The sequence below is a fragment of the Ruegeria sp. YTSA135 genome (assembly GCF_059610165.1).
In genome coordinates this window covers 1-22,043 of record NZ_JBXWNC010000031.1, presented here as the reverse complement: position 1 = coordinate 22,043, position 22,043 = coordinate 1, and the positions used below count along the sequence as shown (strand labels likewise).

At 61.9% G+C, this 22,043-nt stretch carries 21 protein-coding genes and 1 pseudogene; 13 read left to right on the top strand and 9 right to left on the bottom strand.

From position 1 onward, the window contains the following. Positions 1–482: 482 nt before the first annotated feature. The 4 genes from AC2FIT_RS22080 to AC2FIT_RS22065 form a co-directional block, all read right to left on the bottom strand. Positions 483–1,862: an MBL fold metallo-hydrolase RNA specificity domain-containing protein gene (locus AC2FIT_RS22080; protein ID WP_496832517.1), complete on the bottom strand. Its 1,380-nt coding sequence runs from the start codon at positions 1,860–1,862 to the stop codon at positions 483–485. Positions 1,863–1,877: 15 nt separating this feature from the next. Continuing rightward, a complete protein-coding gene (locus AC2FIT_RS22075) occupies positions 1,878–2,834 on the bottom strand; it encodes an LOG family protein (RefSeq protein ID WP_496832515.1) in 957 nt (318 codons plus the stop codon). 97 nt (positions 2,835–2,931) lie between these two features. Next, positions 2,932–5,004 (bottom strand): [FeFe] hydrogenase, group A, encoded by a 2,073-nt coding sequence (locus AC2FIT_RS22070; RefSeq protein WP_496832513.1) that lies wholly within the window; start codon positions 5,002–5,004, stop codon positions 2,932–2,934. Between the two features lie 162 nt (positions 5,005–5,166). After that, positions 5,167–5,781 carry a hypothetical protein gene (locus AC2FIT_RS22065; RefSeq protein WP_496832511.1) on the bottom strand — a complete coding sequence of 205 codons (615 nt, stop codon included), beginning with the start codon at positions 5,779–5,781 and terminating at the stop codon, positions 5,167–5,169. A 631-nt stretch (positions 5,782–6,412) separates the two neighbouring features. Between AC2FIT_RS22065 and AC2FIT_RS22060 the strand changes: the two genes are divergently transcribed. Together AC2FIT_RS22060 and AC2FIT_RS22055 are read left to right on the top strand one after the other, a co-directional pair. Next, complete coding sequence (locus AC2FIT_RS22060; RefSeq protein ID WP_496832509.1) at positions 6,413–6,673, top strand: hypothetical protein; 261 nt, start codon at positions 6,413–6,415, stop codon at positions 6,671–6,673. Between the two features lie 108 nt (positions 6,674–6,781). Next, positions 6,782–7,903: pseudogene (locus AC2FIT_RS22055) on the top strand (Aq_097 family APC-type transporter); the annotation flags it as partial. A gap of 75 nt (positions 7,904–7,978) precedes the next feature. On the opposite strand, the gene AC2FIT_RS22050 reads toward AC2FIT_RS22055, so the two are convergent. From AC2FIT_RS22050 to AC2FIT_RS22035, 4 genes are read right to left on the bottom strand one after another with little or no spacing between them, the layout of a single operon-like run. Continuing rightward, a complete protein-coding gene (locus tag AC2FIT_RS22050) occupies positions 7,979–9,274 on the bottom strand; it encodes an MFS transporter (protein ID WP_496832508.1) in 1,296 nt (431 codons plus the stop codon). Between the two features lie 50 nt (positions 9,275–9,324). Beyond that, entirely contained in the window at positions 9,325–10,470 is a 1,146-nt protein-coding gene (locus tag AC2FIT_RS22045; protein WP_496832506.1) for an ABC transporter permease, read from the bottom strand. Further along, a complete protein-coding gene (locus AC2FIT_RS22040; protein WP_496832505.1) occupies positions 10,467–11,393 on the bottom strand; it encodes an ABC transporter ATP-binding protein in 927 nt (308 codons plus the stop codon). Before AC2FIT_RS22040 ends, AC2FIT_RS22045 begins: the two co-directional genes overlap by 4 nt. After that, a complete protein-coding gene (locus AC2FIT_RS22035) occupies positions 11,390–12,337 on the bottom strand; it encodes an HlyD family secretion protein (RefSeq protein WP_496832503.1) in 948 nt (315 codons plus the stop codon). The genes AC2FIT_RS22040 and AC2FIT_RS22035 overlap by 4 nt, the downstream gene beginning before the upstream one ends. Positions 12,338–12,553: 216 nt before the next feature. Between AC2FIT_RS22035 and AC2FIT_RS22030 the strand changes: the two genes are divergently transcribed. From AC2FIT_RS22030 to AC2FIT_RS21985, 10 genes are read left to right on the top strand one after another with little or no spacing between them, the layout of a single operon-like run. Continuing rightward, the gene (locus tag AC2FIT_RS22030) at positions 12,554–13,408 is read left to right on the top strand and encodes a universal stress protein (RefSeq protein WP_496832501.1); all 855 of its coding nucleotides are present in this window, start codon (positions 12,554–12,556) and stop codon (positions 13,406–13,408) included. A gap of 31 nt (positions 13,409–13,439) precedes the next feature. Then, positions 13,440–14,864 (top strand): F0F1 ATP synthase subunit beta, encoded by a 1,425-nt coding sequence (gene atpD / locus AC2FIT_RS22025; RefSeq protein WP_496832499.1) that lies wholly within the window; start codon positions 13,440–13,442, stop codon positions 14,862–14,864. After that, a complete protein-coding gene (locus tag AC2FIT_RS22020; protein WP_496832497.1) occupies positions 14,861–15,319 on the top strand; it encodes a F0F1 ATP synthase subunit epsilon in 459 nt (152 codons plus the stop codon). Before atpD ends, AC2FIT_RS22020 begins: the two co-directional genes overlap by 4 nt. Further along, positions 15,316–15,603 carry an AtpZ/AtpI family protein gene (locus tag AC2FIT_RS22015; RefSeq protein WP_496832495.1) on the top strand — a complete coding sequence of 96 codons (288 nt, stop codon included), beginning with the start codon at positions 15,316–15,318 and terminating at the stop codon, positions 15,601–15,603. Before AC2FIT_RS22020 ends, AC2FIT_RS22015 begins: the two co-directional genes overlap by 4 nt. Further along, a complete protein-coding gene (locus tag AC2FIT_RS22010; RefSeq protein WP_496832494.1) occupies positions 15,600–15,875 on the top strand; it encodes an N-ATPase subunit AtpR in 276 nt (91 codons plus the stop codon). The genes AC2FIT_RS22015 and AC2FIT_RS22010 overlap by 4 nt, the downstream gene beginning before the upstream one ends. After that, a complete protein-coding gene (gene atpB, locus AC2FIT_RS22005) occupies positions 15,875–16,543 on the top strand; it encodes a F0F1 ATP synthase subunit A (RefSeq protein ID WP_496832492.1) in 669 nt (222 codons plus the stop codon). The genes AC2FIT_RS22010 and atpB overlap by 1 nt, the downstream gene beginning before the upstream one ends. 13 nt (positions 16,544–16,556) lie before the next feature. After that, entirely contained in the window at positions 16,557–16,802 is a 246-nt protein-coding gene (locus tag AC2FIT_RS22000; RefSeq protein ID WP_496832490.1) for a F0F1 ATP synthase subunit C, read from the top strand. Positions 16,803–16,804: 2 nt separating this feature from the next. After that, entirely contained in the window at positions 16,805–17,539 is a 735-nt protein-coding gene (locus AC2FIT_RS21995) for a F0F1 ATP synthase subunit delta (RefSeq protein ID WP_496832488.1), read from the top strand. A 3-nt stretch (positions 17,540–17,542) separates the two neighbouring features. After that, complete coding sequence (locus AC2FIT_RS21990; RefSeq protein WP_496832486.1) at positions 17,543–19,081, top strand: F0F1 ATP synthase subunit alpha; 1,539 nt, start codon at positions 17,543–17,545, stop codon at positions 19,079–19,081. After that, positions 19,082–19,900 (top strand): F0F1 ATP synthase subunit gamma, encoded by an 819-nt coding sequence (locus tag AC2FIT_RS21985; RefSeq protein WP_496832484.1) that lies wholly within the window; start codon positions 19,082–19,084, stop codon positions 19,898–19,900. 15 nt (positions 19,901–19,915) lie between these two features. Here the strand turns inward: AC2FIT_RS21985 and AC2FIT_RS21980 are convergent, their stop codons facing one another. Beyond that, complete coding sequence (locus tag AC2FIT_RS21980; RefSeq protein ID WP_496832482.1) at positions 19,916–20,275, bottom strand: SpoIIAA family protein; 360 nt, start codon at positions 20,273–20,275, stop codon at positions 19,916–19,918. Positions 20,276–20,483: 208 nt separating this feature from the next. On the opposite strand from AC2FIT_RS21980, the gene AC2FIT_RS21975 reads away from it, so the two are divergent. Next, a partial coding sequence (locus AC2FIT_RS21975) for a PHA/PHB synthase family protein (protein WP_496832481.1) occupies positions 20,484–22,043 on the top strand: 1,560 nt, incomplete at its 3' end.

Genomic DNA, 22,043 nt, shown 5'->3' with positions numbered 1-22,043 from the left:
CCTCGTCCAGCCTCGAGCGGCGGCTTCGCGAGAGAGCAGACGCTGATCGATAACTCGGCTATGACCGAGTTGCGGACTTTCCCGACTTTCGCCGCTCCCAAACCAATGACTGCTTCGTGCGCAAAATTGAAGAAATCCTGACCCGCTCCTTGGCATTGGCTTGGGGCAAGCGGACTGCACTTGCCCGCCGGTCCTGACGTATGGTTCAAACGCAAACGCAGTGCTGGCAGGCTTTGCGCTCGAGGTTGCGAAGGCCCGAGCGCAAGGGACAAACCTTTCCTAATCTTCCTCATAAGAAGCGGAATTCGGCCCATGGAAAACAAGATCCAATTTGAACAAAGCGGGGCGGCAGCGCTAAAATGAGAAGTATGCGTATAGACAGAAATTGATCTGATTGCAGCGAAAAGCTGCGAACGCAGCATGGATGTTCACTGCAGGGGACGAGCGGGTTTATGGACCAGTCGGCGCCATCGGTCCGGCGGTTATATCTCGAAGCTCTGGTGCGGACTGGGCAATTCGATCCGGTTGGATTGCAAACCCGACGCGAAGGCCTTGCGCGCGTCGTCCTCCCCGTGAATGAGGAACGTGATATCCGGCTCCCGGTTCATCTTGTGCCATGCGCGCAGCTCACTCTTGCCGGCATGGGCAGAGAATCCGTTGATTGTATAAATGCGCGCGCGCACGGGGATGTGGTCGCCGAAGAGTTTCACCGATTTTGCCCCGTCGATGATGATGCGCGCCAAGGTGCCCTTTGCGGCGAAGCCCACGAAGATCACACTGCAATCGGCGTGGCCGAGATTGTGCCGCAAGTGATGCCGGACACGCCCACCCGTACACATGCCCGACCCGGCCATGAACACGGCGCCAGAGCGCACACGGTTGAGCTGCATCGACTCCGCCGCCTCACGGGTGAAATGCAGCTTGGGCAGTTGGAACGGATCATGCCCCGAGCGCATTTTCTGCGCGATCTCCGACTTCATCGCGCCGGGATGGCGGCGAAAGATTTTCGTGGCCGAGATTGCCATCGGGGAGTCGAGGTACACGTTCAGATCGTCAGGCAACACACCTCGTCCGATGCCGTCGTTGATGAAGTAGAGAAGCTCCTGCGTTCGTTCCAAGGCGAATGTCGGGATGACGACATTGCCGCCGCGGGCATGGGTGTCGGCGATGGCGTCCAGCAATTCCTCGACTGACGCATCCAGCGCACGGTGATCGCGATCGCCATAAGTAGTTTCCATCACGATGATATCTGCATCCCCCGGCGGATCAGGATCGTTCAGAAGTGGCCGCCCCGGAGCGCCGATATCGCCAGAGAATAGGATCCGACGATTGCGCCCATCTTCGGTCACGCTCAGCAGGATACTGGCAGATCCGAGAATATGGCCCGCGTCGTAGAAAATGGCGCTCGCACCCCGCCCAAGATCAACAGGCACGCGGTACTCGACGGTGCGGTTGAACTGATCAAACGTATTCATCACGTCGAGCGTGTCATAGAGCGGCTGGTGCCTATGCCCTTTCGATGCGTGGCGCTGCCGCCGCCGGGCCTCCTCCTCGTGCAGATGCGCTGAATCGAGCATGACGAGCCGCGCGAGGTCCCGCGTTGCGGCCGTACAGACGATGTCGCCCCGGAACCCCCAGTTCACCAGTAAAGGGATGCGCCCGCAATGGTCCAGATGCGCATGGGTGAGAAGCAGGACGTCAATGGACGCCGGATCGAAGCCAAAATCTTCCTTGTTGTCTTCCTTGAGTTCATGTCCGCCCTGGAACATGCCGCAATCCACAAGGATTTTCAGATTGCCCACGGTCACAAGGTGGCAGGACCCCGTGACCGTCCCGGCAGCGCCATGAAATGAAATCTGCATCCTGAAGTGAACTTTCTAATTGTTGATGGATTTCCCGGCGCGGTCGTACCAGCGCTGAATGTCGTCCCAGATTTCCTCCGCAGACTCGGCGAACCAGAACAGATCCCGGTCCTCGGGGTCGATCACGCCTTCCTCGACCAGAAACTCGGGATCGAAAAGGCCGCGCCAATAGCGCTCCCCCACGAGGATCACCGGCATCGGCGCGATCTTCCGGGTCTGGATCAGCGTCAGCGCCTCGAAGAACTCATCGAGCGTGCCGTAGCCGCCAGGAAAGACGACCAAGGCCCGCGCACGCAGCAGGAAGTGCAACTTTCTGACCGCAAAATAGTGAAAGCGGAAGCAAAAGCCGGGGGTCAGATACGGGTTCGGGAACTGCTCATGCGGCAGGGTGATGTTCAGGCCCACATTGATCGCATTCACGTCATGCGCGCCGCGGTTCGCGGCCTCCATCAGGCCCGGGCCGCCCCCCGTCACCAGAACAAGCTTACCGCCATTCGCGTTTTCCTGCCTTCCGACAATGCGCCCGAACTCGCGGGCAACATCATAGTACTGGCTCTTGTCCAGAAGGCGTTTCGCGATTCGCAGATCGCGGGCAAGCTCCGCCGGGCGATGCTCCTCCGGAGCGTTCCGGGCGGCCTCGAGCTCGGCCAGCCTGCGCTGCGCCGCCTTCGGCTCCGGAATCCTTGTGCTGCCGAACACAACTATCGAATGCCGGATGCGATGGCTTTCCAGCAGACACTCCGCCTTCAGGTAGTCGAGTTGCAGCCGCACCCCACGGGTGTCTTCGCTCCGCAGGTAGTCGATATCCTCGTCAGCCCTCTTGTATTCAGGGGACTCCATGATCGCCTTGACGAGCGCGAGGGCTTCGGGATCTTCATGAGGAGGCTTTGGCTTTGTCCACGGCAGTTGGGTTTGCCGCCGCTCTGGATGCGGTGGCTCCGGTTTACCCGCAGGCTTTGACTCGTTCTCCACTTCTCCATGCCTCCAAGACCGCCACCATAATCTTGCAACAGCCCGAACGCGCTCTGCTTGACACAGATAATAGGCCAGACGCAATCCGCACAAGGCTTTAAAGCACCGTGCGTACGAGACGTTTGATTACCCGCCGTGAGGGGTGCGCGGCCGCGTGAGGCGCAAACTCGAGATCAAAGCGGCAGTGCGTGCCGTCAGGTGTGACCACTGTCAGGTCATCAATCGACGACGCCGAGGCCATATGGTGCCGGGCATATTTCGCACCGTACTGGCGCGGGGGCAGTTGGGTGTCGATGAAGGCTTCGATCTCCGCCGCCCCGCAGATATCGCCGAACGCAGACGCGGTCGACCAGACGCCATCTTGCGCGAAGAGACGTGCAGCAGCCGCGCCATCCCGCCGGTCAACGCAATCGAGAAACCGCATCAACAGGGCGCGCTCCGAGGTCCGGGCCGCATAGTGGGTGTGGAGCAAACGGTGGGCCGCAGGGGAGTTTGGCTCCGTCAGCTCCGACGCATAGAGTGCCTGAACCTCCACGTTTTCGAAGGAACGGCGCCGCTGCGCCTTGCTGTCGGCCCGGTAAATCCCCGCCGCGCGCTTCTGGAGGATTTGCGGGTCCATCGACTTGGGCTCGCCGCCTCCACCGAGGCAGCCGCCGACGCAGGCCATGACTTCTATCGCGATGAACTCGTCGCGCCACGCCTCGTCCTCCAATAGCCGCTGTGCGGAGGCAATGCCATTGCACACAGCGACGGTCCCGATGCCCGGAATGGTGGCTGTCTTGACGCCTTCGCGCATACCGCGCAGGGCCTCCCATTCGAGACTGACCGCGTCATCTGCGCCGGTCAGATGCGAGACCGTGCGCACCATAGCCTCCATCACGCCGCCCGACGCCCCGAATATCTGTGCCGCGCCTGTGCTTTCTCCCAGCGGGCTGTCGAACTGGCCATCCTCCGAGATCGCGCCAAACGGGATGCCACGGGAGCGGATCATCCGGGCCAGTTCACGCGTGGTGAGCACATGGTCGACGTCGCCCGACTGGCCGGGCCGCCGGGCCTCGTCCTTCTTGGCCGTGCAGGGCATGACACTTACGACAAAGGGCTCGGCCTTGCCCTCCGCGAAATCCGGTCCTAGGGACCGCGCAAAGGCACCGCGCTTGGCAATCGCCCCATGCATCTGCTGCGGGGATTTCGTCGTGCTCAAATGCGGCAGCAGATCAGGTCGGTTCAACTCGACCCAATTCACCCAACCCGGACAACAGGACGTAAAGAGCGGCAGCTCCGCGCCGCCCCTGAGCCGGGCGAGCAGTTCCGAGCCCTCCTCAATGATCGTGAGATCGGCGGCGAAGTTGGTATCGAAGACATAATCGAACCCCAGCGCCCGCAGGGCATTGATCAGCCGCCCTGTGCTGATCGTTCCCGGCTTCAAGCCGAACTCTTCACTGATCGCTACCCGGGTCGCCGGAGCGACCTGCACGACCGACACGCGCCGGTGTGCATCGAGGACCTGAAGAACTTCTTGCCATTGCGGTGCCTCTATGAGTGCTCCCACCGGACAAACGAGCGTGCATTGCCCGCAGGAGATGCACTTGGTCTCGGCAAGGGGCTGCTCGAAGACCGTAACAGGGCGACGGTCGTATCCTCGCGCGGCAAAGCCGATGATATTCTGGTTCTGAACGGTCTCTCCACAGACCTCCGCACACAGCCCGCACTCGATGCATTTCGTCAGATCGCGCCAGATGCTCGGGGAGGTGTGGTCGCCCGGGACCTCCTCGCCCGCATCCGTCGCGCCAGTGGCCTGTTTCGGCCAGCGGTCTTCCCATTGGTTCTCATGGACAAGGCGCTGGAGTTGACAGGCCCCGTCAACCTCGCAGTGCATGCAATCGTTCGGATGACGCGCGAGCAGCCATTCGCCCTCGGCGCGGCGGAAACTCTTGAGGTCGTAACTGTCCGTGTCGACCACATCTCCATCTTTCGCCAGGGTGCGGCACGCCGGCTGGGGGCTTTGCTGACCCGCGACCTCGACCAGACACATCCGGCATACGGCATGCGCTGGCAGGCGCGGGTGATAACACAGCGTCGGCACATGAACGCCTGCAGCTTGCGCGGCATCAAGCAGGCTGGCGCCTTCCTCCACTTCAACGCGGCGTCTGTTGACCGATAGCGTGATCATGCGCGGCAACCTCCTGAGGTGTGAGGATAGCAGATTCGTCCTTTTGCGGCTGACATAATGCAGGGGTGGAGCATAGGCTCGGCGCGCTGGCATCAGGCCACGGTGTCAAATCCGACACTCGGCTAAGAAAAATGGGCCCGCCGATCAAGGCCCGCGGCAGGGTCATCGCTTGCCTCGGGCATTGGTGGCGTGCTCGGCAATCTGTACCGCTTGGCGCGAGGACTTGAGCCCCTCGTCGAAAGCCTCAGCGTCACCGTAATCCAGAAAATACGGATAAGCATCATGCGGTTGGCGGACCTGACCCGCGTGCTTGATCGGGCACCAGAAGGCCTCGGTCCGGCCAGCGATCTCACGCACATAGGCGATCAGGCCATTGCAGTATCCGCAATACACGCAGTTCAGCTTCTGCAACCCGTTCAGATAAGCAAGGTGATGCCGGTCGATACGGATGTGGTCGCGGCGGCGCACCTTGGGGATGCCGTAGGCGGGAAAACAAATCGCTTGATAGACGCTGACAAACAGGTCCAGCAAAGCGAAGGGCAGGATCAGGCTGTAGATCACGGGTGCTGTCAGAATGTGGGACAGCCGGGCCCGTGCCAGAAATGCCCGGATCGGAACACGCAGCGCCCGGTGACGACGCAAGACTTCCTTCTCGAAATGCGCCCGCCGGTCCTTCAATTCATACTCGAACGCCTTGCGCCGCTCGGCGATCGCCTCCTCCAGTTCCACGGACAAGGTTTCGATCTGTGCGAGAATATCCTGGATTTTTCCGGCCATCCGTATCTCCGAGAGCTGTCTTTGGGCTGCAGGCGTGTCGCAGCCTGCAACCAAACCGAAACTTTGACCACCATCCTATCACGAAATCCAAGCCGCTGTCGCTGCCTGCCCTGCTTCGCCTGCATCCTGCACGAAGGCTTCAGCAGCGCGCCATCCGCCTTGCTTGCCGCGAGGCATGACAGCAGCCTCTCAAGCAATTTTTGAAATGATCCCAGTCGGCGTTTTGCGGCAGAGGGACATCAGCCAAAGGATTGGGAGGGTTGGGAACGGTGCCGGGATTTACAAACCGCGCCTGACCTAGAACGCATGGCCCAATACTTCGAAGCCCGCTCACAGGCGCACTATCTCAACAATGCAACGTCCTTCCGCGCCATCTGCTGCAAGGCATACTGGACTGTCAGCATTGCAAACCCCGATGGTCGAAAACCTCATGTCCGGTGCCGGGGAGGTTGCATTCAATCGGCGTCTGCGCCGTGCCCAGATAGCCAATCGTTTTTCGAAGGACCCAATGCGGGCGTCCTCGTTTGGCTTTTCGGGCCAAGCTCCGCTGACGAATTTGCGCTGTCTAGTCACGTCGAACCGTTGGTTATGGTGTCGTTCGCATCGGCAATCGCAGTAAAGGATCACGACATTGCTAACCAATGACGACTTGCACAGCCGCCTCGAAGCGGTCAGCGCCAAGATTGAAGAAGCCCGAGACAAGATGGATTTCAAAAACAACCTGAATGACGGGCACAATCTCACAAGTGGCGAGTTGAAGGCGCGGTATCGCTTTCTCAAAGGGTCTCTGGACGCGGATATTGCATCGCTTGAAGCGCATGGCCACCATGTGGCCGCACTTGAGCAAGACGCCATGGCCTGGATCAAACGCGTTGACATGGGCATGTCCTGACCGCAGCGCGCCACGCGGGCTTTTTAAGTCGCGACGGCCATGGTGAATATCGCGGTTCTTGTCGGGGTCGCTGTGATCGGCGCGTTCCTGATGTGACCCCGACTTGCGAACGCGCCGCTTTGGCGGGCCACTATAACACCCTTGGCTTCGATCATCGGCAGCGGCTTTCTCGTGCTGGGACCGATCATGGATGTCAGCTACGGCGCCTATGCCCCTCTGGTCATGGCGTCGCTCTGCCTCATGGCCTATCTGTTCGGATGGGCGATTCGGTACAACATCCAGACACTTGACCAGACCGCAAACAGGGCGCCGCCAGTGGAGTATATCGAGACCGCGGCCTCCGCCTGCCTAGCCTTCGCTTATGTGATTTCCGTTGCCTACTACCTGAACCTGTTTGGCGTGTTCGGCATTCGCCTGACGGCGCTGAATGACAGCTATCATGCGAAATTGCTGACCACGGCGGTGTTCCTCGTCATTCTGTTTGTCGGCTGGACCCGTGGCTTCTCCGCGATGGAGCGCCTTGAACAGGTCGCGGTCGGGCTCAACCTGTCGATCATCATGGGCCTTCTGATCGGTCTAACGTTTCATTTCGCCCAAAGCGTGGAGGCCGGCACGCTCGTTTTACACCCCGCTACGGTCTCGGGATGGCCCGCCCTCATGTTGGCCGCCCGTCTCATCGTGACCGTGCAGGGCTTTGAAACCTCGCGCTATCTTGGCAAGACTTACGATGCCGCAATGCGCATCAGGTCCATGAAGATCGCACAGCTGGTCTCGGCAGCGATCTACATTCTCTATATCGGCCTGTTGACGTACAGCTTTGAAACCAAGGTCCTGACATTGAAGGCAACCGCGATCATCGATCTGATGAACGTGGTCACCCCGATCCTTCCGGCCTTGCTCGTCGCCTCCGCGCTCAGCGCCCAGTTCAGCGCCGCTTCCGCCGATGCAAGCGGCTCAGGAGGCTTGATCGAGGAACTCACAGATGGATGGATCACCGCGCGGCTTGCTTATCTCGTAGTCGTCAGCTTCGGGATTTTCCTGACATGGTCCGCCAATGTGTTTGAAATCATCAGCTATGCCTCGCGCGCCTTTGCCGCCTATTACGCGCTGCAGGCCAGTATCGCGGCCCTGTCTGCAAGGGCTGCCGGAGACCCGGTCAAGGCCGGTCTCTTCGCTGTAGCGGTCCTTCTGGCAATCTTTGCAACGCTATTCGGGGCGCCTGTGGAGTGAGCCGGTCTCAACCCGTTGGCGCAAGCAACTCTGAACAGGGGCGGCATCGCCGCCACGTGTCTGCCATCTGGCGTCTCACCGGAGCGGATCTCTGCTCCGGTCCGGCACCAGCGCGAGGCAGATCACGGCGAGCCCGCAGGCGAGCGTCATGTAAAGCGCAGGCGCGGTCGCGATCCCGCTGGCCGCGATCAGGCCTGTAGCGATCATCGGCGTAAGCCCTCCGAACACGCCCATACCAAGATTGAACGCCACCGAGTAGCCCGACAAGCGATCTTCCTCGGGGAACATCTCCACAAACAAGGCTGGACCCGAACCCAGCGGGACTGCCAACAGGGCGAAGGCCAGGACATGAAAGAGAAGGACCGGGAGCATCGCGCCGCCCGAGTTCAGCATCCACAGATGCATTGGCCATCCGATCAAGCCGAGCGCCAACAGCGCCAAGGCGATCCAGGTGCGCCGCGCCAGAACCTTGTCACCGACGATCGCCGCAAGCGGCATCAGGGGGATCACCAAGACCGTCATCGCCGTGTTGACCGTCAGCGCGGTGCTGCGGGCCATGAGGTTCTGACCGGACAACCATTCTGGCAGATACACAAAGGCGATGTAGAAACAGGTCCCGTAGCTGGCCGCAAACCCCAAGGCGAGGAGTGTTTCGCGCAGGTTGGTCGTGAAAGCCTGCAAGAGCGGCGAGGTTTCTTCGCGCGCACCATGGTGCTGATCGAAGCGATCAGACTCATGCAGATTGCGCCGAATTAAGATTGCCAACAGCCCGAGCACTGCCCCGCCTAGAAATGGCAAGCGCCATGCGCCGTCCTGCAGGGCCTGTGCATCGAAAAGGGTGGTAACGAGGGCAGCCGCGCCGACGCCGAGAAGCGATCCGGTCATTGAGCCGATATTGGCCCAGCTGCCCGTCAGGCCACGCTTTCGCAGGGGCGCGGTCTCGACGAGGTACGTTGCCGAGGACGAAAATTCGCCGCCCACGGAAATGCCTTGCAGGATCCGCACCAGCACTAGAGGCACCGGCGCCAGAACGCCAACCGCCGCGTAGGTTGGCAGAAGGCCGAGCAGCAAGGTCGGGAGCGCCATCATCGCCACCGAGATCTGCATGGTGCGGGCGCGGCCATAGCGGTCGCCGAACCAGCCGAAGACCGCAGCCCCCAAGGGGCGCATCAGAAAGCCCGCGGCGAAGATGCCATAGGTGGCGATCAGGCCAGCCGTTGCGTCCTCGGAAGGGAAGAACACCTGCGCGATCACTCCCGCCAGATAGCCGTAGAGCGCGAAGTCGTACCACTCTACGACATTGCCGATAAAGCCCGCCATGACGCGGTGCCGCAATTCGGGTTTCTTGATTGCGCTGGTCTTGTCTTGCACGATCCTACTTTCGTTTTGCGCCTTCCTTGCGCGCTTGCAACTCACGGCGCTCAATCCAGCCGTTTGCGGAACCGCAGCGATGCGGCGGCCATCCCGAGCACCGCGAACCCGATCAGCCACAGAGCGTCGGGCCACACATCGGCAAGCCCCGCGTCGCGCAGAAAGACACCGCGGATGATCCGCATGAAATGCGTGACCGGCAGCAGGTCCGCAAGCGCCTGCGCGCCCTCGGGCATCCCTTCGTAGGGAAACATGAACCCCGACAAAAGGATAGACGGGAGCAACACGAACACGGTCATCTGCATGGCCTGAAGCTGGTTCTTGGCGAAGGTCGAGATGACCAGCCCCAATGACAGGCTCGCAAGGATAAAGAGCAAGGTCACGATCAACAGGGTCCAGACCGAGGCGGCAGTGGTGACCGAGAACAGGGCCCATCCCAGACTGAGGATGATCACGACCTGCAAGAGGCCGATGCCGACGAAGGGGACGATCTTGCCGATCATGAGTTCGAGCGGGCGGATGGGCGTTGCGATCAGCATCTCCATATTCCCACGCTCGGTTTCGCGCACGATCGCGGCGGCGGTGAACATGATCATCGTCATCGTGAGAATGATCCCGACAAGACCCGGTACGATATTCACCACGGTCCGTTGCTCTGGATTGTAGAACAGGGCGACTTCGAAGGTCAGGGGCGGGGTATTTGCCGCCTCGCGGAAGAGCGGCCCGAGCGGCATTGAGCGCAGGGACCGGATAGCCGCCGCCACCAACGTGTCGGAGCCATCGGCGATCCATTGCGCCACGGGCCGCGCTGTCGGGTCCTGCACGCCCGGCGAAAAGCGCGCGCCGATGGCCGGGTTGCGCACAAGGCGCTGGCTAACATCCTTGGGGATGATGAAGGCAGCCCGCACCTCGCCCCGCACGATCGCCCGCTCGGCCTCCGGAACCGTTGCGAACTGGCGCTCGAACCGGACGACCTGCGTGGCTTGCACCATCTGCGTCATCGCGCGGCTCACATCGGTATTGCTCTGATCAACGAGTGCGGCGGGGATGTGGCGGACTTCGGTGTTGATAGCATATCCGAACAGGACCAATTGGATCAGCGGGATCATCACGATCATGCCGAAGGTCAGCCGGTCCCGGCGCAGTTGCCGCAACTCCTTGCGGAGGATGGCGAGGATATGCCGGTACGAAATCACGCCGCGCCCTCCCGCGTCGCGAGAATGAACACATCCTCGAGATTGGGCCGCGTAGGTTGCGTGTGGATATCCGCAAACTCCTTCAGTCTGTCCGTCACCACACCCAGAGGGTCGTCCACTCCGGCACTGAGCAGCACCCGCAACCGCGATCCAACCTGCGCGACCGACAGTATGTCCGGGCTGTCGGCAAGGTGGCGACTGACGGGTCGCACGTCAGGGCCGGTCACCTCGATCACACGTCCCGCAACGCGCTCCATGAGGTCGCGCGGTGCGCCGTCGGTCCGCTTGCGGCCCTTGTCGAGGATAGCAATCTGGTGACACCTTTCGGCCTCGTCCATCAGATGGGTCGACACGATCATCGTGGTGCCCGCTTCGACTAGGTCAAAGAGCCGCTCCCAAAAATTTCGGCGCGTCTCGGGATCGACCGCAGCCGTAGGCTCATTGAGAAACAGAAGTTCGGGCCGGTGCAGAACGGTCGCGGCAAGGGCAAGACGCTGGCGCTGTCCGCCGCTCATCTCGCCCGCGAGGACGTGCGCCTGTGCGGCCAGCTCGTAGGTTTCGAGCATCTCTCCTATCCGCGCGCGCTTTTCCCGGCCCCCGAGATCGTGGATATCCGCAATGAAGCTTAGATTTTCCAGAACCGTAAGGTCGCGGTAATGCGTGAAGCCCTGCGTCATGTAGCCGATGCGGCGCTTGAGCGGTTCGGCATTGCCGGGAAGCCGGGTGCCCAAAATCTCGGCTTCACCTGAAGACGGCTGCAGCAAGCCGATCAGCATCCGCATGGCCGTTGTCTTTCCCGACCCGTTCGGTCCCAGAAAGCCGTACACCGTGCCCTTGCTGATCTTCAGGTCGAGCCGGTCGACAGCGGTCTTGGCCCCGAAGGTCCGTGTTAGCCCCCACGTTTCCACGACAAACCCGCTCACGGCAGATAGGCTGTCACGGGCAGACCGACTGGGAGATCGCCAGCCTCGGGCGGCAAGTCGATTTCGGCTAGATAGACGAGGCGGCTGCGTTGCTCGCGGTTCAACGCGTAATAGGGGGTGAAGGCGGGCTCGGAATTGATCCACCGAACTTTCCCCGTGAATGGCTCCGCTATACCATCAACCTCGACCTGCACGTCGGTTCCGATTTTCAGGCTTGTCCGGACGGGCGCGGGGACATACACCCGTGCAAAGAGGCGCGCTCCGGTCAGCAAGATCGCGACAGGGCTGCCCTTGGGGACCCTCTCGCCCAAGGTCCACGGAAGGTTATCGAGGGTGCCGTCGCGGGACGCAACGATCGTCAGGTTCTGAAGCAGGATCTGTTCGGCCGCGACCTGAGCCTCAGCTGCGCGCAACTTTGCCTCGGCAATCCGGATGTCTTCCTCGCGCGCACCAGTTTCGATCTCGTGCAGGGCTTGTTCGGCGCTTCTGAGCTCCGCCAGCGCCGAATTCCGGCGAGCGATGTCCTGATCGAGCCCGGCGCGCGTGACCGCACCCCGCTCCAGTAGTTGGCTGTTACGCTCAACTGTGCCCTGCGCCTCGCTATAAACGGCCCGCGCCCCCTCGACACGCAGCCGTGCAATCTCGATTTCCTCCTCACGAGCCCCGGTTTGCATCCGCTCCAGATCGGCCTGCGCCTGCGCCTCGTTCGCAAGGGCGAGGTCGAGGTTCGCTCTCGCCAGCCTGTCGTCGAGTTGCACGAGCACCGTTCCCACCGTCACGGTCTGACCTTCCGCAACCGGCAAATCGGTGATGATCTCGTTGGCGGTCGCGGTGAGCGCAACACGGTCGCGGGCCAGAAAGCCGAGCGCTGCATCGGCGGCCGGACCTTGGCAGGACAGAAGAACCAAGGGGAGAGCGATCAGGGCGCGCGACACTTGCATCATGAAACTGATCATGTCCGCTCCTGACCTCTTGCCACGTCTCTGCTTTCCAAGGTCAACAATAGGATCGCAGCAGGTTTAAGCCCTGACTTAGATCAAAGTAAGAAGACCAGGCCGATCTATGATAAACCCGATGCTCGAAAAGCCCCTGGTGCAGGGGGGCGCTTGGCTGAAGCGGGACGAGTTCAGTGAGGTCAGAACTTGACAATACGAAACATCATGATGCCAATCGCGCCGGGGCGCTATGATCGTTCGAGTCTGAGCCGGGGGATCGCCCTTGCTCAGCGCCTGTCGTGCCATCTCGACGTTGTTTTCTTGCGTCCAGACCCAGAAGACACGTTTGTCTATACAGGCATAGAGCCGTATGACCGGGACAGTCTCTTGGCCGATATTCAAGACCGCATGGAAGACCAGGGGCGCAGTGTCGCCGAGGCTTCGCGTCGCATGTTCGGCAAACTCCGGAAGGAGGCGGGGCTGGGGTTACGGCAAGGGCCTGTCGGCACGGAAGGGGCCACCGGGGCCTGGCATCAGGTGAAGGGCGAGCCACTGGACGCGATCACGCCGCTGGCCAGACGCGCCGACATGACGATTTTTACCCCTGAAACCGCCAAATACAACCTGATGGCGGAGAATGTCCTCGAAGCGACCCTGTTGCGCTCAGGGCGCCCTGTGCTCTATCTGCCAGATGTGCCCACCCAAGCCGAGCCGCGCCCTGCCCTGATTGCGTGGGATGGCAGCAGCGCCTGCGTGCGCGCCATCTCGGCGTGGCTGTCCAGTGGCTTGCCGCTGACGGAAGCCGTTCTCGTGCATGTCGCGGACCCGCACGAAGAGCCGCCCGAAAGCGCAAGTGTGCGGGAGCATCTGGCTTGGCATGGGATTGCCTGCGTTCTTGAAAACCGCCCGAAACGGGCCGAGCCAATCGGTGAGGTTCTGGTGGAAGCCGCAGCCGATCTGGACTGTGGCCTGATCGTGATGGGCGGCTATGGCCATTTCCGCAATTGGGAAGCGGTTTTCGGCGGTGTCACACGGTTCATGATCCGCCACGCCCCGCTCCCGCTTTTGATGATGCACTGAGATGCGGAGGGAGGACGCAGATATCGGGATCGTGACGCAGGACACCCCTCCGCGCAGGCCGGGGGAAGTTTCTCGCATTGAAGGTTCGGTCATCGAAGTGACCTTCCCGGACGGCGATCTGCCCGAGATCAACACGGCGCTGGACGTTGACTGGGACGGCCCGGAAAAGCTGATTCTGGAAGTGCAACAACATGCCGATCCAACGCATGTGCGCTGCGTGGCCATTCAGGAAGCTGCGGGTCTGGCCTGCGGAACGCCTGTGCGGGTGACGGAGGGCCCGATCTCTGTTCCCGTGGGTGAGAATGTGCTGGGCCGGATGATCAACGTGGTGGGTGAGACGATCGACAAGGGGCCGGACCTGCCAGAAGACACACCGCGCCGCGGCATTCACCGACGCGCCCCGGCGCTCTCGCAGCAAAGCGCCGGGACCGAGCTTTTTTCCACCGGGATCAAGGTGATCGACCTGCTGGCGCCGCTCGCGCGGGGCGGTAAGGCGGCGATGTTCGGCGGCGCAGGTGTCGGCAAGACGGTACTGATCATGGAGCTCATCCGCGCCATCGCCGACCGCTACAAGGGCCAGTCAGTTTTTGCGGGGGTCGGCGAGCGCTCGCGCGAGGGGCATGAGCTTTGGCTCGACCTCAAGAAATCCGGCGTGATCGACCGCACGGTTCTGGTCTTTGGGCAGATGAACGAGCCGCCCGGGGCGCGCTGGCGCGTTGCGCTCTCGGCCCTCACCGTCGCCGAATATTTCCGGGACGAGATGGCGCAGGATGTTCTGTTCCTGATCGACAATGTCTTCCGCTTCGTTCAGGCGGGCTCAGAAGTGTCTGGCCTGCTGGGTCGCTTGCCCTCCCGCGTGGGCTATCAGCCGACGCTTGCGACGGAGATCGCGGAGCTTCAGGAGCGCATTGCGTCGGTACAGGGTGTGGCGGTAACATCCATTCAGGCCGTCTATGTGCCCGCCGACGATTTCACCGATCCAGCGGTTGCCGAGACCTTCACTCATCTCGACAGTGCCATCGTGCTCAGCCGCGACATGGCGAGCGAAGGGCTCTATCCTGCCATCGATCCGCTCGCGTCGAGCTCGTCCCTGCACGATCCGCTGATCGTGGGGCAGCGGCATTACGACACCGCCGAAAGGGTGCGGCGGCTGATCGAGCAATACCGCGAATTGCAGGAAATCATTTCTCTGCTCGGGATCGATGAGTTGAGCGCTACAGATCGGCAGGCCGTGGGCCGGGCCCGGCGTCTCATCCGGTTCCTGACCCAACCTTTCGTGGTCACCTCACAATTTACCGGGCGGCCCGGAGTCTCTGTCAGCCTCGAGGAAACGCTGACGGGCTGTGAGACCATTCTCGACGGCGGGACTGACGCCTGGGACGAGGGCGCACTCTACATGGTGGGCACGCTGGACGATGCCCACGCACGGCAGGGCCGAGCGAAAGAGGCGTCATGAGGCTGGTTGTTGTCACACCAACGGAGATCGTCGAGGATGTTGCTGAGATCGCGGCGGTCCGCGCTGAGGACGATACCGGCAGCTTCGGCATCGCCCCGGGACATGCGGACTTCCTGACGGTCCTGCCGATCTCGGTGGTTAGCTGGCGCTCTCGGACCCGCGACGGAGTGATCGTCGTCCGGGGCGGCATTCTGACTGTGCAAGACGGACGCAGGATCGACATCGCCGCGCGCGGTGCATGGCGCGAGGACCAACTCGCGGATCTGGGGTCCACCGCGCTGGCGGAGCTGCAGCGCGAAGACGTGGAGGAGGACGTCACCCGAACTTCCGAACAGCGTCTGCATCTGGCCACTATGCGGCAGATCGAACGTCTAGTGCGGGGGCTGGGCGAGCCTGCGGCGACGCCGAAGCTGCAGAGCGGGGCAGGTCCCGACAGAGGGGAGGCGCAAGGATGAGCGACCCCGAGCACAACGACCGCAACGAAATGCTGGACGCGATCCGCGCCGAGGAAGAGCGCCGTAGGCGGTGGGCAGAAGAGGGCGAACGCCCCTTGTGGAAGAACCTGTCGATGATCGGCGCGCTGGGTTGGCTGATCGTGACGCCGACCCTGCTGGGCGTGTTCATCGGGCGCTGGCTCGACGGCAAACTCGAAACGGGCGTGACATTCAGCGGTGCCCTGACCTTCGCCGGAGCATGTTTCGGTTTTTATCTCGCATGGCAAAGGATGAATGAGAAATGACCCCGACTCTTCTTTCGAGCAACCTTGTCTGGCTGGCCGCCGGCCTTGCCTTGGGCGGTGCCTATTTCGCCCTTCTGGGCCGCACGGTCGCGGCAATCGAGGGCGCGGCGGACTGGCGCGGCGCGGCGCTCTGGCTCGGGGTGCGGACCCTGCTGGCCGCTGCTGTGCTGGCTCTGGCCGCCATGCAGGGGGCTGTGGCCCTGATCTGGACCCTGCTTGGCTTCCTAGCCGCCCGCGCGGTCGCGATCTGGCGCGTGAAGAGGCAGGGCTGATGGAGTCCAGCCCGCTCGTACCAGATATCCTGTTCCACATCGGCCCCGTGCCGATCAGCCGGGCCGTGGTCACGACCTGGGCCTTGATGCTCGTGCTTGCGGCTTTCCTGAGTGTGGCGCTGCGCAAGCCTGCCCATAACGCCGGCCCAGTGCAGGCGGCGCTGGAAGTCGTCGTTCTGTCGATCGTCAAGCAATTGCGCGACATCCTCGGCCGCGATCCGTGGCCCTTCCTGCCGCTGCTCGGCTCGCTCTTTTTGTTCCTGAGCCTTGCCAATCTCACGGCGGTCGTGCCGGATGCGAAACCGCCCACGGGCCATATCGAAACACCGGCCGCTCTAGCGCTCATCGTCTTCTTTTCGGTGCATTTCTATGGCGTGAAGGTCCGGGGCGGCAGGCAATATCTGCGCCATTATCTAGAGCCCAACCCGTTTCTGATGCCCCTCAACGTCCTGTCGGAACTCACGCGCACCTTTTCGCTGATGATCCGCCTGTTCGGAAACATGATGAGCCATGAATTCGTCATCGCCATTGTGGTGTTTCTCGCCGGCCTGCTGGTTCCGATACCGTTTTTACTGCTCGGTATCCTGATCGGGATCATCCAAGCGTACATCTTTACCGTGCTTGCAACCGTCTACATCGCGGCGGCAGTCGGAGCCATCGAGACATAAGGAAAGGACCATCATGGACTATGTCGAACTCGTCAGCATCATAGGAGCGGTGATCGCTGTCTCCTTTGGAGCGATCATGCCGGCCTATAGCGAAGGCCGTGCCGTCGCCGCCGCAATGGAGGCCATTGCCCGCCAGCCAGAGGCCGCCGCAACCCTCTCCCGGACGCTGTTCGTAGGCCTCGCGATGATCGAGACAATGGCGATCTACTGCCTCGTCATCGCCCTTCTTCTCCTCTACGCCAATCCGTTCGTCGGCTGACGATGCAGATCGATTGGTGGACATTGGGACTTCAGACGATCAATTTTCTGGTCGTCATCTGGCTTCTGAGCCGGTTCCTCTACCGTCCGATCCGCAAGATCATCGAAGAGCGCGAAGCGGCAGACAAGGCGGCGAGCGATACGGCTGCGCAGAAGCTTGCGGACGCAGAGGAGATCCGCCGAACCTACGGAGAAAAGACCGCGCAATTTGCCGAGGACCGCGCTGCGCAGGATGCCGCCTTTCACAAGGCGCTGGAGGAAGACCGCGCGAAAAGCCTCGAAGAAACCCGCAAAGAGGCGACAGCCTTGCTGGAGGCCGCGCAGGCACGGATCGCGCGTGAAGAAGAGCAAGCCCTCGGCGCTCTGAAGCACCGCATCGGCGCGCTGGCGGCGCGATTGGCGCAAACCGCGCTCGCCGGTCAAGCGACGGGGAAAGACCTTTTGGACCAAGTGCGCGCATATCTCGATGGTCTGCACCCCGCCGATCTCGAAAATCTGAAAGAGGATCTGCGCCCGGACGATGCAGCGATCACGATTGTCACGGCGCGGCCCATACCAAGCGCGGAAAAGGACGCGTGGGAGGCCATTCTCTCGGAGCAATTCGGCGCACAGACGCACCTGGTTTTCGCGCAAGACGCGGACCTGCTCGGAGGCGTGGAATTGCATTTCCCGCATGCGGCCCTGCGATTCTCCGTGGCGGACCGGCTCGACCGGGCGACGCAGGCTCTGGAGGTCTGAGCGATGGCGATGGAAAAGCACCTGTCGGATTGGATATCCGCCGCGTGCACGCAGTTGGACCACGCCGATCTTGACCCAAAGCTGGAACAGATCGGGCGCGTCGAGCAGATCGGCGACGGGGTCGCGCACGTGTCGGGGCTGCGACAGACAAAGTTGGGCGAGCTTCTGCGCTTCGAGGATGGCAGCATGGGGCTGGCAATGACCATTGCCGGTAATTCTCTGGGCTGCGTTCTGCTCTTGCCCTATGACGCGATCACCGCTGGCAGCCGGGTCTACAATACCGGAAAGATCGCGCGCGTGCCGGTTGGCGAGAGCCTTCTGGGGCGCATCCTCTCGCCCCTCGGCGCGCCCTTGGATGACGGGCCGCCCATTGCCGCCGAGCGCTTCGATCCGATTGAACGGCCCGCTCCGGGCATTGTCGAGCGCGACCTTATCACCGAGCCGATGCTGACCGGGCTGACTGTGATCGACGCGATGATCCCGCTCGGGCGCGGCCAGAGGCAACTCATCATCGGGGACCGCAAGACCGGTAAGACCTCGATTGCTGTCGATACGATCATCAACCAGCGCGACACCGATGTAATCTCCATCTACGCAGCGATCGGGCAGAAGAGTTCCACCATTGCCCGCGTCATTGAGGCAATCCGGGCACATGGGGCGATGGAGCGCTGCATCTTCGTGGTCGGTGCCGCCGATGCAGCGCCGGGCGCTCAGTGGATCACCCCGTTTGCCGCGTGCAGCATCGCAGAATACTTCCGGGACCGGGGCCAGCACGCCCTTCTCGTGCTCGACGATCTGACAAAGCACGCCATGGATTACAGGCAGTTATCGCTGCTGCTGAGAAAGCCGCCGGGCCGCGAGGCCTATCCGGGGGATGTGTTTTACCTCCATGCACGTTTGCTCGAACGCGCCGCGAAACTTGCGCCTGAGCATGGGGGAGGCTCCCTGACGGCGCTGCCCATCGCCGAAACACAGGCGGAAAACCTGACCGCCTACATCCCGACCAACCTGATCTCGATCACCGACGGGCAGGTGATCGTTGGTCAGAAACTCTTTTACGAAGGACAAAAACCCGCCGTGAACGTGGGCTTGAGCGTCAGCCGCGTCGGCGGGGCCACGCAGGCCAAGGCGATCAAGTCGCTCGCACAGTCTCTCAAGCTCGACTACGCGCAATATCTCGAACTGGAGATTTTTACCCGCTTCGGGGCGATGGTGGATGACAAGAGGGCCAAAACCATTGCGCATGGCCGCCGCCTACGGGCGATCCTTGCACAACCCGAATATCAGCCTTTGCCCCTCTCTTTGCAGGTCGCTCTGCTGCTCGCGGTCTCGGCGGGGATGCTCGACGATATGGCCCTGCCGGACATTCCGAAATTCCGGACCGTGCTGGCCAGACGACTGCCGCGGGAGCGCCCGCGCATGGTGACCGAGATCGACGCCACCAACAGCTTGTCCGAAGAAAACCACGCCGCATTGCGCGACTTCACCCGCGCCTGCGTGCAGGAGTTCGCGACTGCTGCGGGCACCGGAGCGAAGGTTTAGATGGCCGAGCTTGCCCGCATTGAGGCCCGGCTCGAAAGCCTCGAACAGCTTGGTGTTCTGGTCAGCGCGATGCGGTCGATGGCGGCGGTGCGGGCGCGCGAGGCTCAGGAGGCTCTGAGCGGGACCGAGGCCTTTTGCGGAACGGTGGAACGCGCAATTGCACGTTTGGGCCAAACCGCCAGCCCGACCCCACGCGCAAAGACCAGCCCGTCGGTGCTGCTGGCAATCACGTCCGAGAACGGGTTTGTCGGCGGGTTCAACACGCGGATCATGGAGCAGGTCCGCGATCTGCGCAGGCCGGAGGACGCGCTTGTCCTGATCGGGCGACGCGGTCAGATTCTCGCGCGCGAAATGGGCATGCATCCGGATATCACGCTGCCCATGACCTCCCGGGCGAGCGGCGTGACGCAACGCGCGCGGTGGGTTGCCAAACGGCTGAACGGGGTGACACACGCGCGGCTGATCTGCGCCGAGCACCAGCAGAGCGGGACATACGCCGTGCGCCAGCGCAAGGTTTTGCCGCTTGATCCGGTTGCGGAGACTGGAAATACCGCCGCGCCGCCCCTGCATCACCTGCCGGCTACAGAACTTCTGGACAGGCTGGCAGCAGAATTATTATTCGCGGAAATTGCGCGCGCGCTGATGGCGAGCCTGCTCTGCGAGCAGAACGCGCGCCTGCTGACGATGGATGCGGCATCGCGCAACATCGACACGAGGTTCGACAAACTGCGCCGCGAGGAACGCATGGCGCGGCAGGAACAGACGACATCCGACATGCTCGACGTCATCGTCGGCTCGGAAGCGGTGAACCACGGATGACGCAGCGAGGGCGGCCTACCCCCTGACCCAGGCCCAGGCCTCCTCCAGCGCATCGCCGGGAAACACCTTGATCTCCCCTTTCATCAGGAAGGCGCTGAGCTTGACGCACCAGACAACCCAGTCGGGCGCGCCCACGAGCGCCAGACGCTCGAAATCCGAAGCATGCCGCATCCCGAAGGACATATCGTCCCAAGCCGCTTTGAGGTCCCACCCCTCGAAATCGCTGTCTGCGAAAAAGACGACGCGCAGCTTGCCATATTGGCGAAAGCGGTCTTCAAGCTCCGGCAGAAACGTCCGGTAATCGTCTTCGCGTAGAAGGCCGGACGCATGCACGCCAACGACCGCTCCTTCGCTCTCCTTCATGATTTCCAACATGGCTGTCACCTTTGTTCGCTTCTGATGAGGCAGACCCTGTGCTCCCCCTTAAATAGAGGGCCGATTGGACTAACCCTACTGTTACTATATTACCCCCAGCGGACCGCATCATGACAGAGATCAATGGAATAACTCTGAAACTGGCTAGCCTTCCGAGAGGACAGCCATCTTTCAAGCTCGCCGCCCGGACGTGGGCAAAGGAGACCTCATGGCAAAACAGCAAAAGACGCGGCAGCGTCCGCCAAAGCAGACAGCCTCCGCAGCGAAACTGCCCGCCAAGCGCGCAAAACCCGAAGACGCTGTAAAGCCCAAGGCCAGCGAGGAGCACCCCTACCGCTATCTGGACCGGATTTCCCGCGCTGTCATGGCCCGAAATACCGGCGGCGTGTCGCCATTTTCTATGTTGCAAGCATGGAACGACTGGGCGCTGCACATCGCCCGCGCCCCCGGGCGTCAACTGGAACTGGCCGAACGGGCGGCAAAGAATGCCATGCAGGTTGCCAGCCTTGCGGCTCAGCACCACTCGCGCACGGCGGACGAGCTGCCGTTCCAGCCAAAGCCCTATGACCACCGCTTCACCCATGCAGACTGGACAAAGATGCCCTTCCTGCTCTGGCAGCAGAGTTTCCTCGCGACGCAGGATTGGTGGAACCATGCTACGGGCGATCTGCGCGGTTTGAGCGAGGATGACGCGGCGCGGGTGCGGTTCATGGTCCGGCAGGCACTGGACACGGTCTCACCGTCGAACCTGCCGCTGACCAATCCCGAAATCCTCGAAAAGATTCTCTCCACGCAGGGTGCGAATATCGTTGAAGGCGCGGGAAACCTCGCCGAGGATATGTACCAAACCCTGACCCAGACCCGACAGGCGCCTCCCGAAGGCTTCCGACTTGGCGAAGATCTGGCCTGCACGCCCGGCAAGGTCGTGTTCCGCAACGACCTGTTCGAGCTGATCCAATACGCGCCGACTACGGAAAAGGTCTATGCCGAGCCGATCCTAATCGTGCCTGCGTGGATCATGAAATACTACATTCTTGATCTTTCGCCGCACAATTCGATGGTCCGTTATCTCGTGGAGCAGGGCTTCACGGTATTTGCGATCTCGTGGTGCAACCCGACCGCGGATCAAGCGGATCTCTCTCTAGAGGATTATCGCAAGGAGGGCGTCATGGCGGCGCTCGATGCCATTGGTGCCATCGTGCCAAAGCGCAAGATCCATGCAATGGGCTACTGCCTTGGCGGCACGATCCTCGCAATCGCGGCGGCGACCATGGCACGCGACGGCGATGACCGGCTGGCGACCGCGACGTTCCTCGCAGCACAGGTCGATTTCTCGCAGGCCGGGGAGCTTTTACTGTTTCTCGATGAAAGCCAGATCGCCTTTCTGGAGGACCTGATGTGGGCGCAGGGCTATCTCGACCGGCCGCAGATGGCGCGGGCCTTTGCCTCGATCCGAGCTGAGGACATGATCTATGCCCGCGCGATCCGACGCTACTTTCTTGGTGAGCAGGACCTGCCCACCGATCTGACGATCTGGAACAACGACACGACCCGGATGCCGGCCAAGATGCATTCCGAATATCTGCGGGGTCTGTTCCTGGAAAACCGTCTCTCAGCGGGCCGGTTCGCAGTCGAAGGGCGGGTGATCGCGCTTAAGGACATCGAGACACCGCTCTATGTCGTGGGAACGGAATCCGACCATATCGCGCCGTGGCGTTCGGTCTACAAGATGCGGCTCTTTACCGATTGCGATCTGACCTTCGTGTTG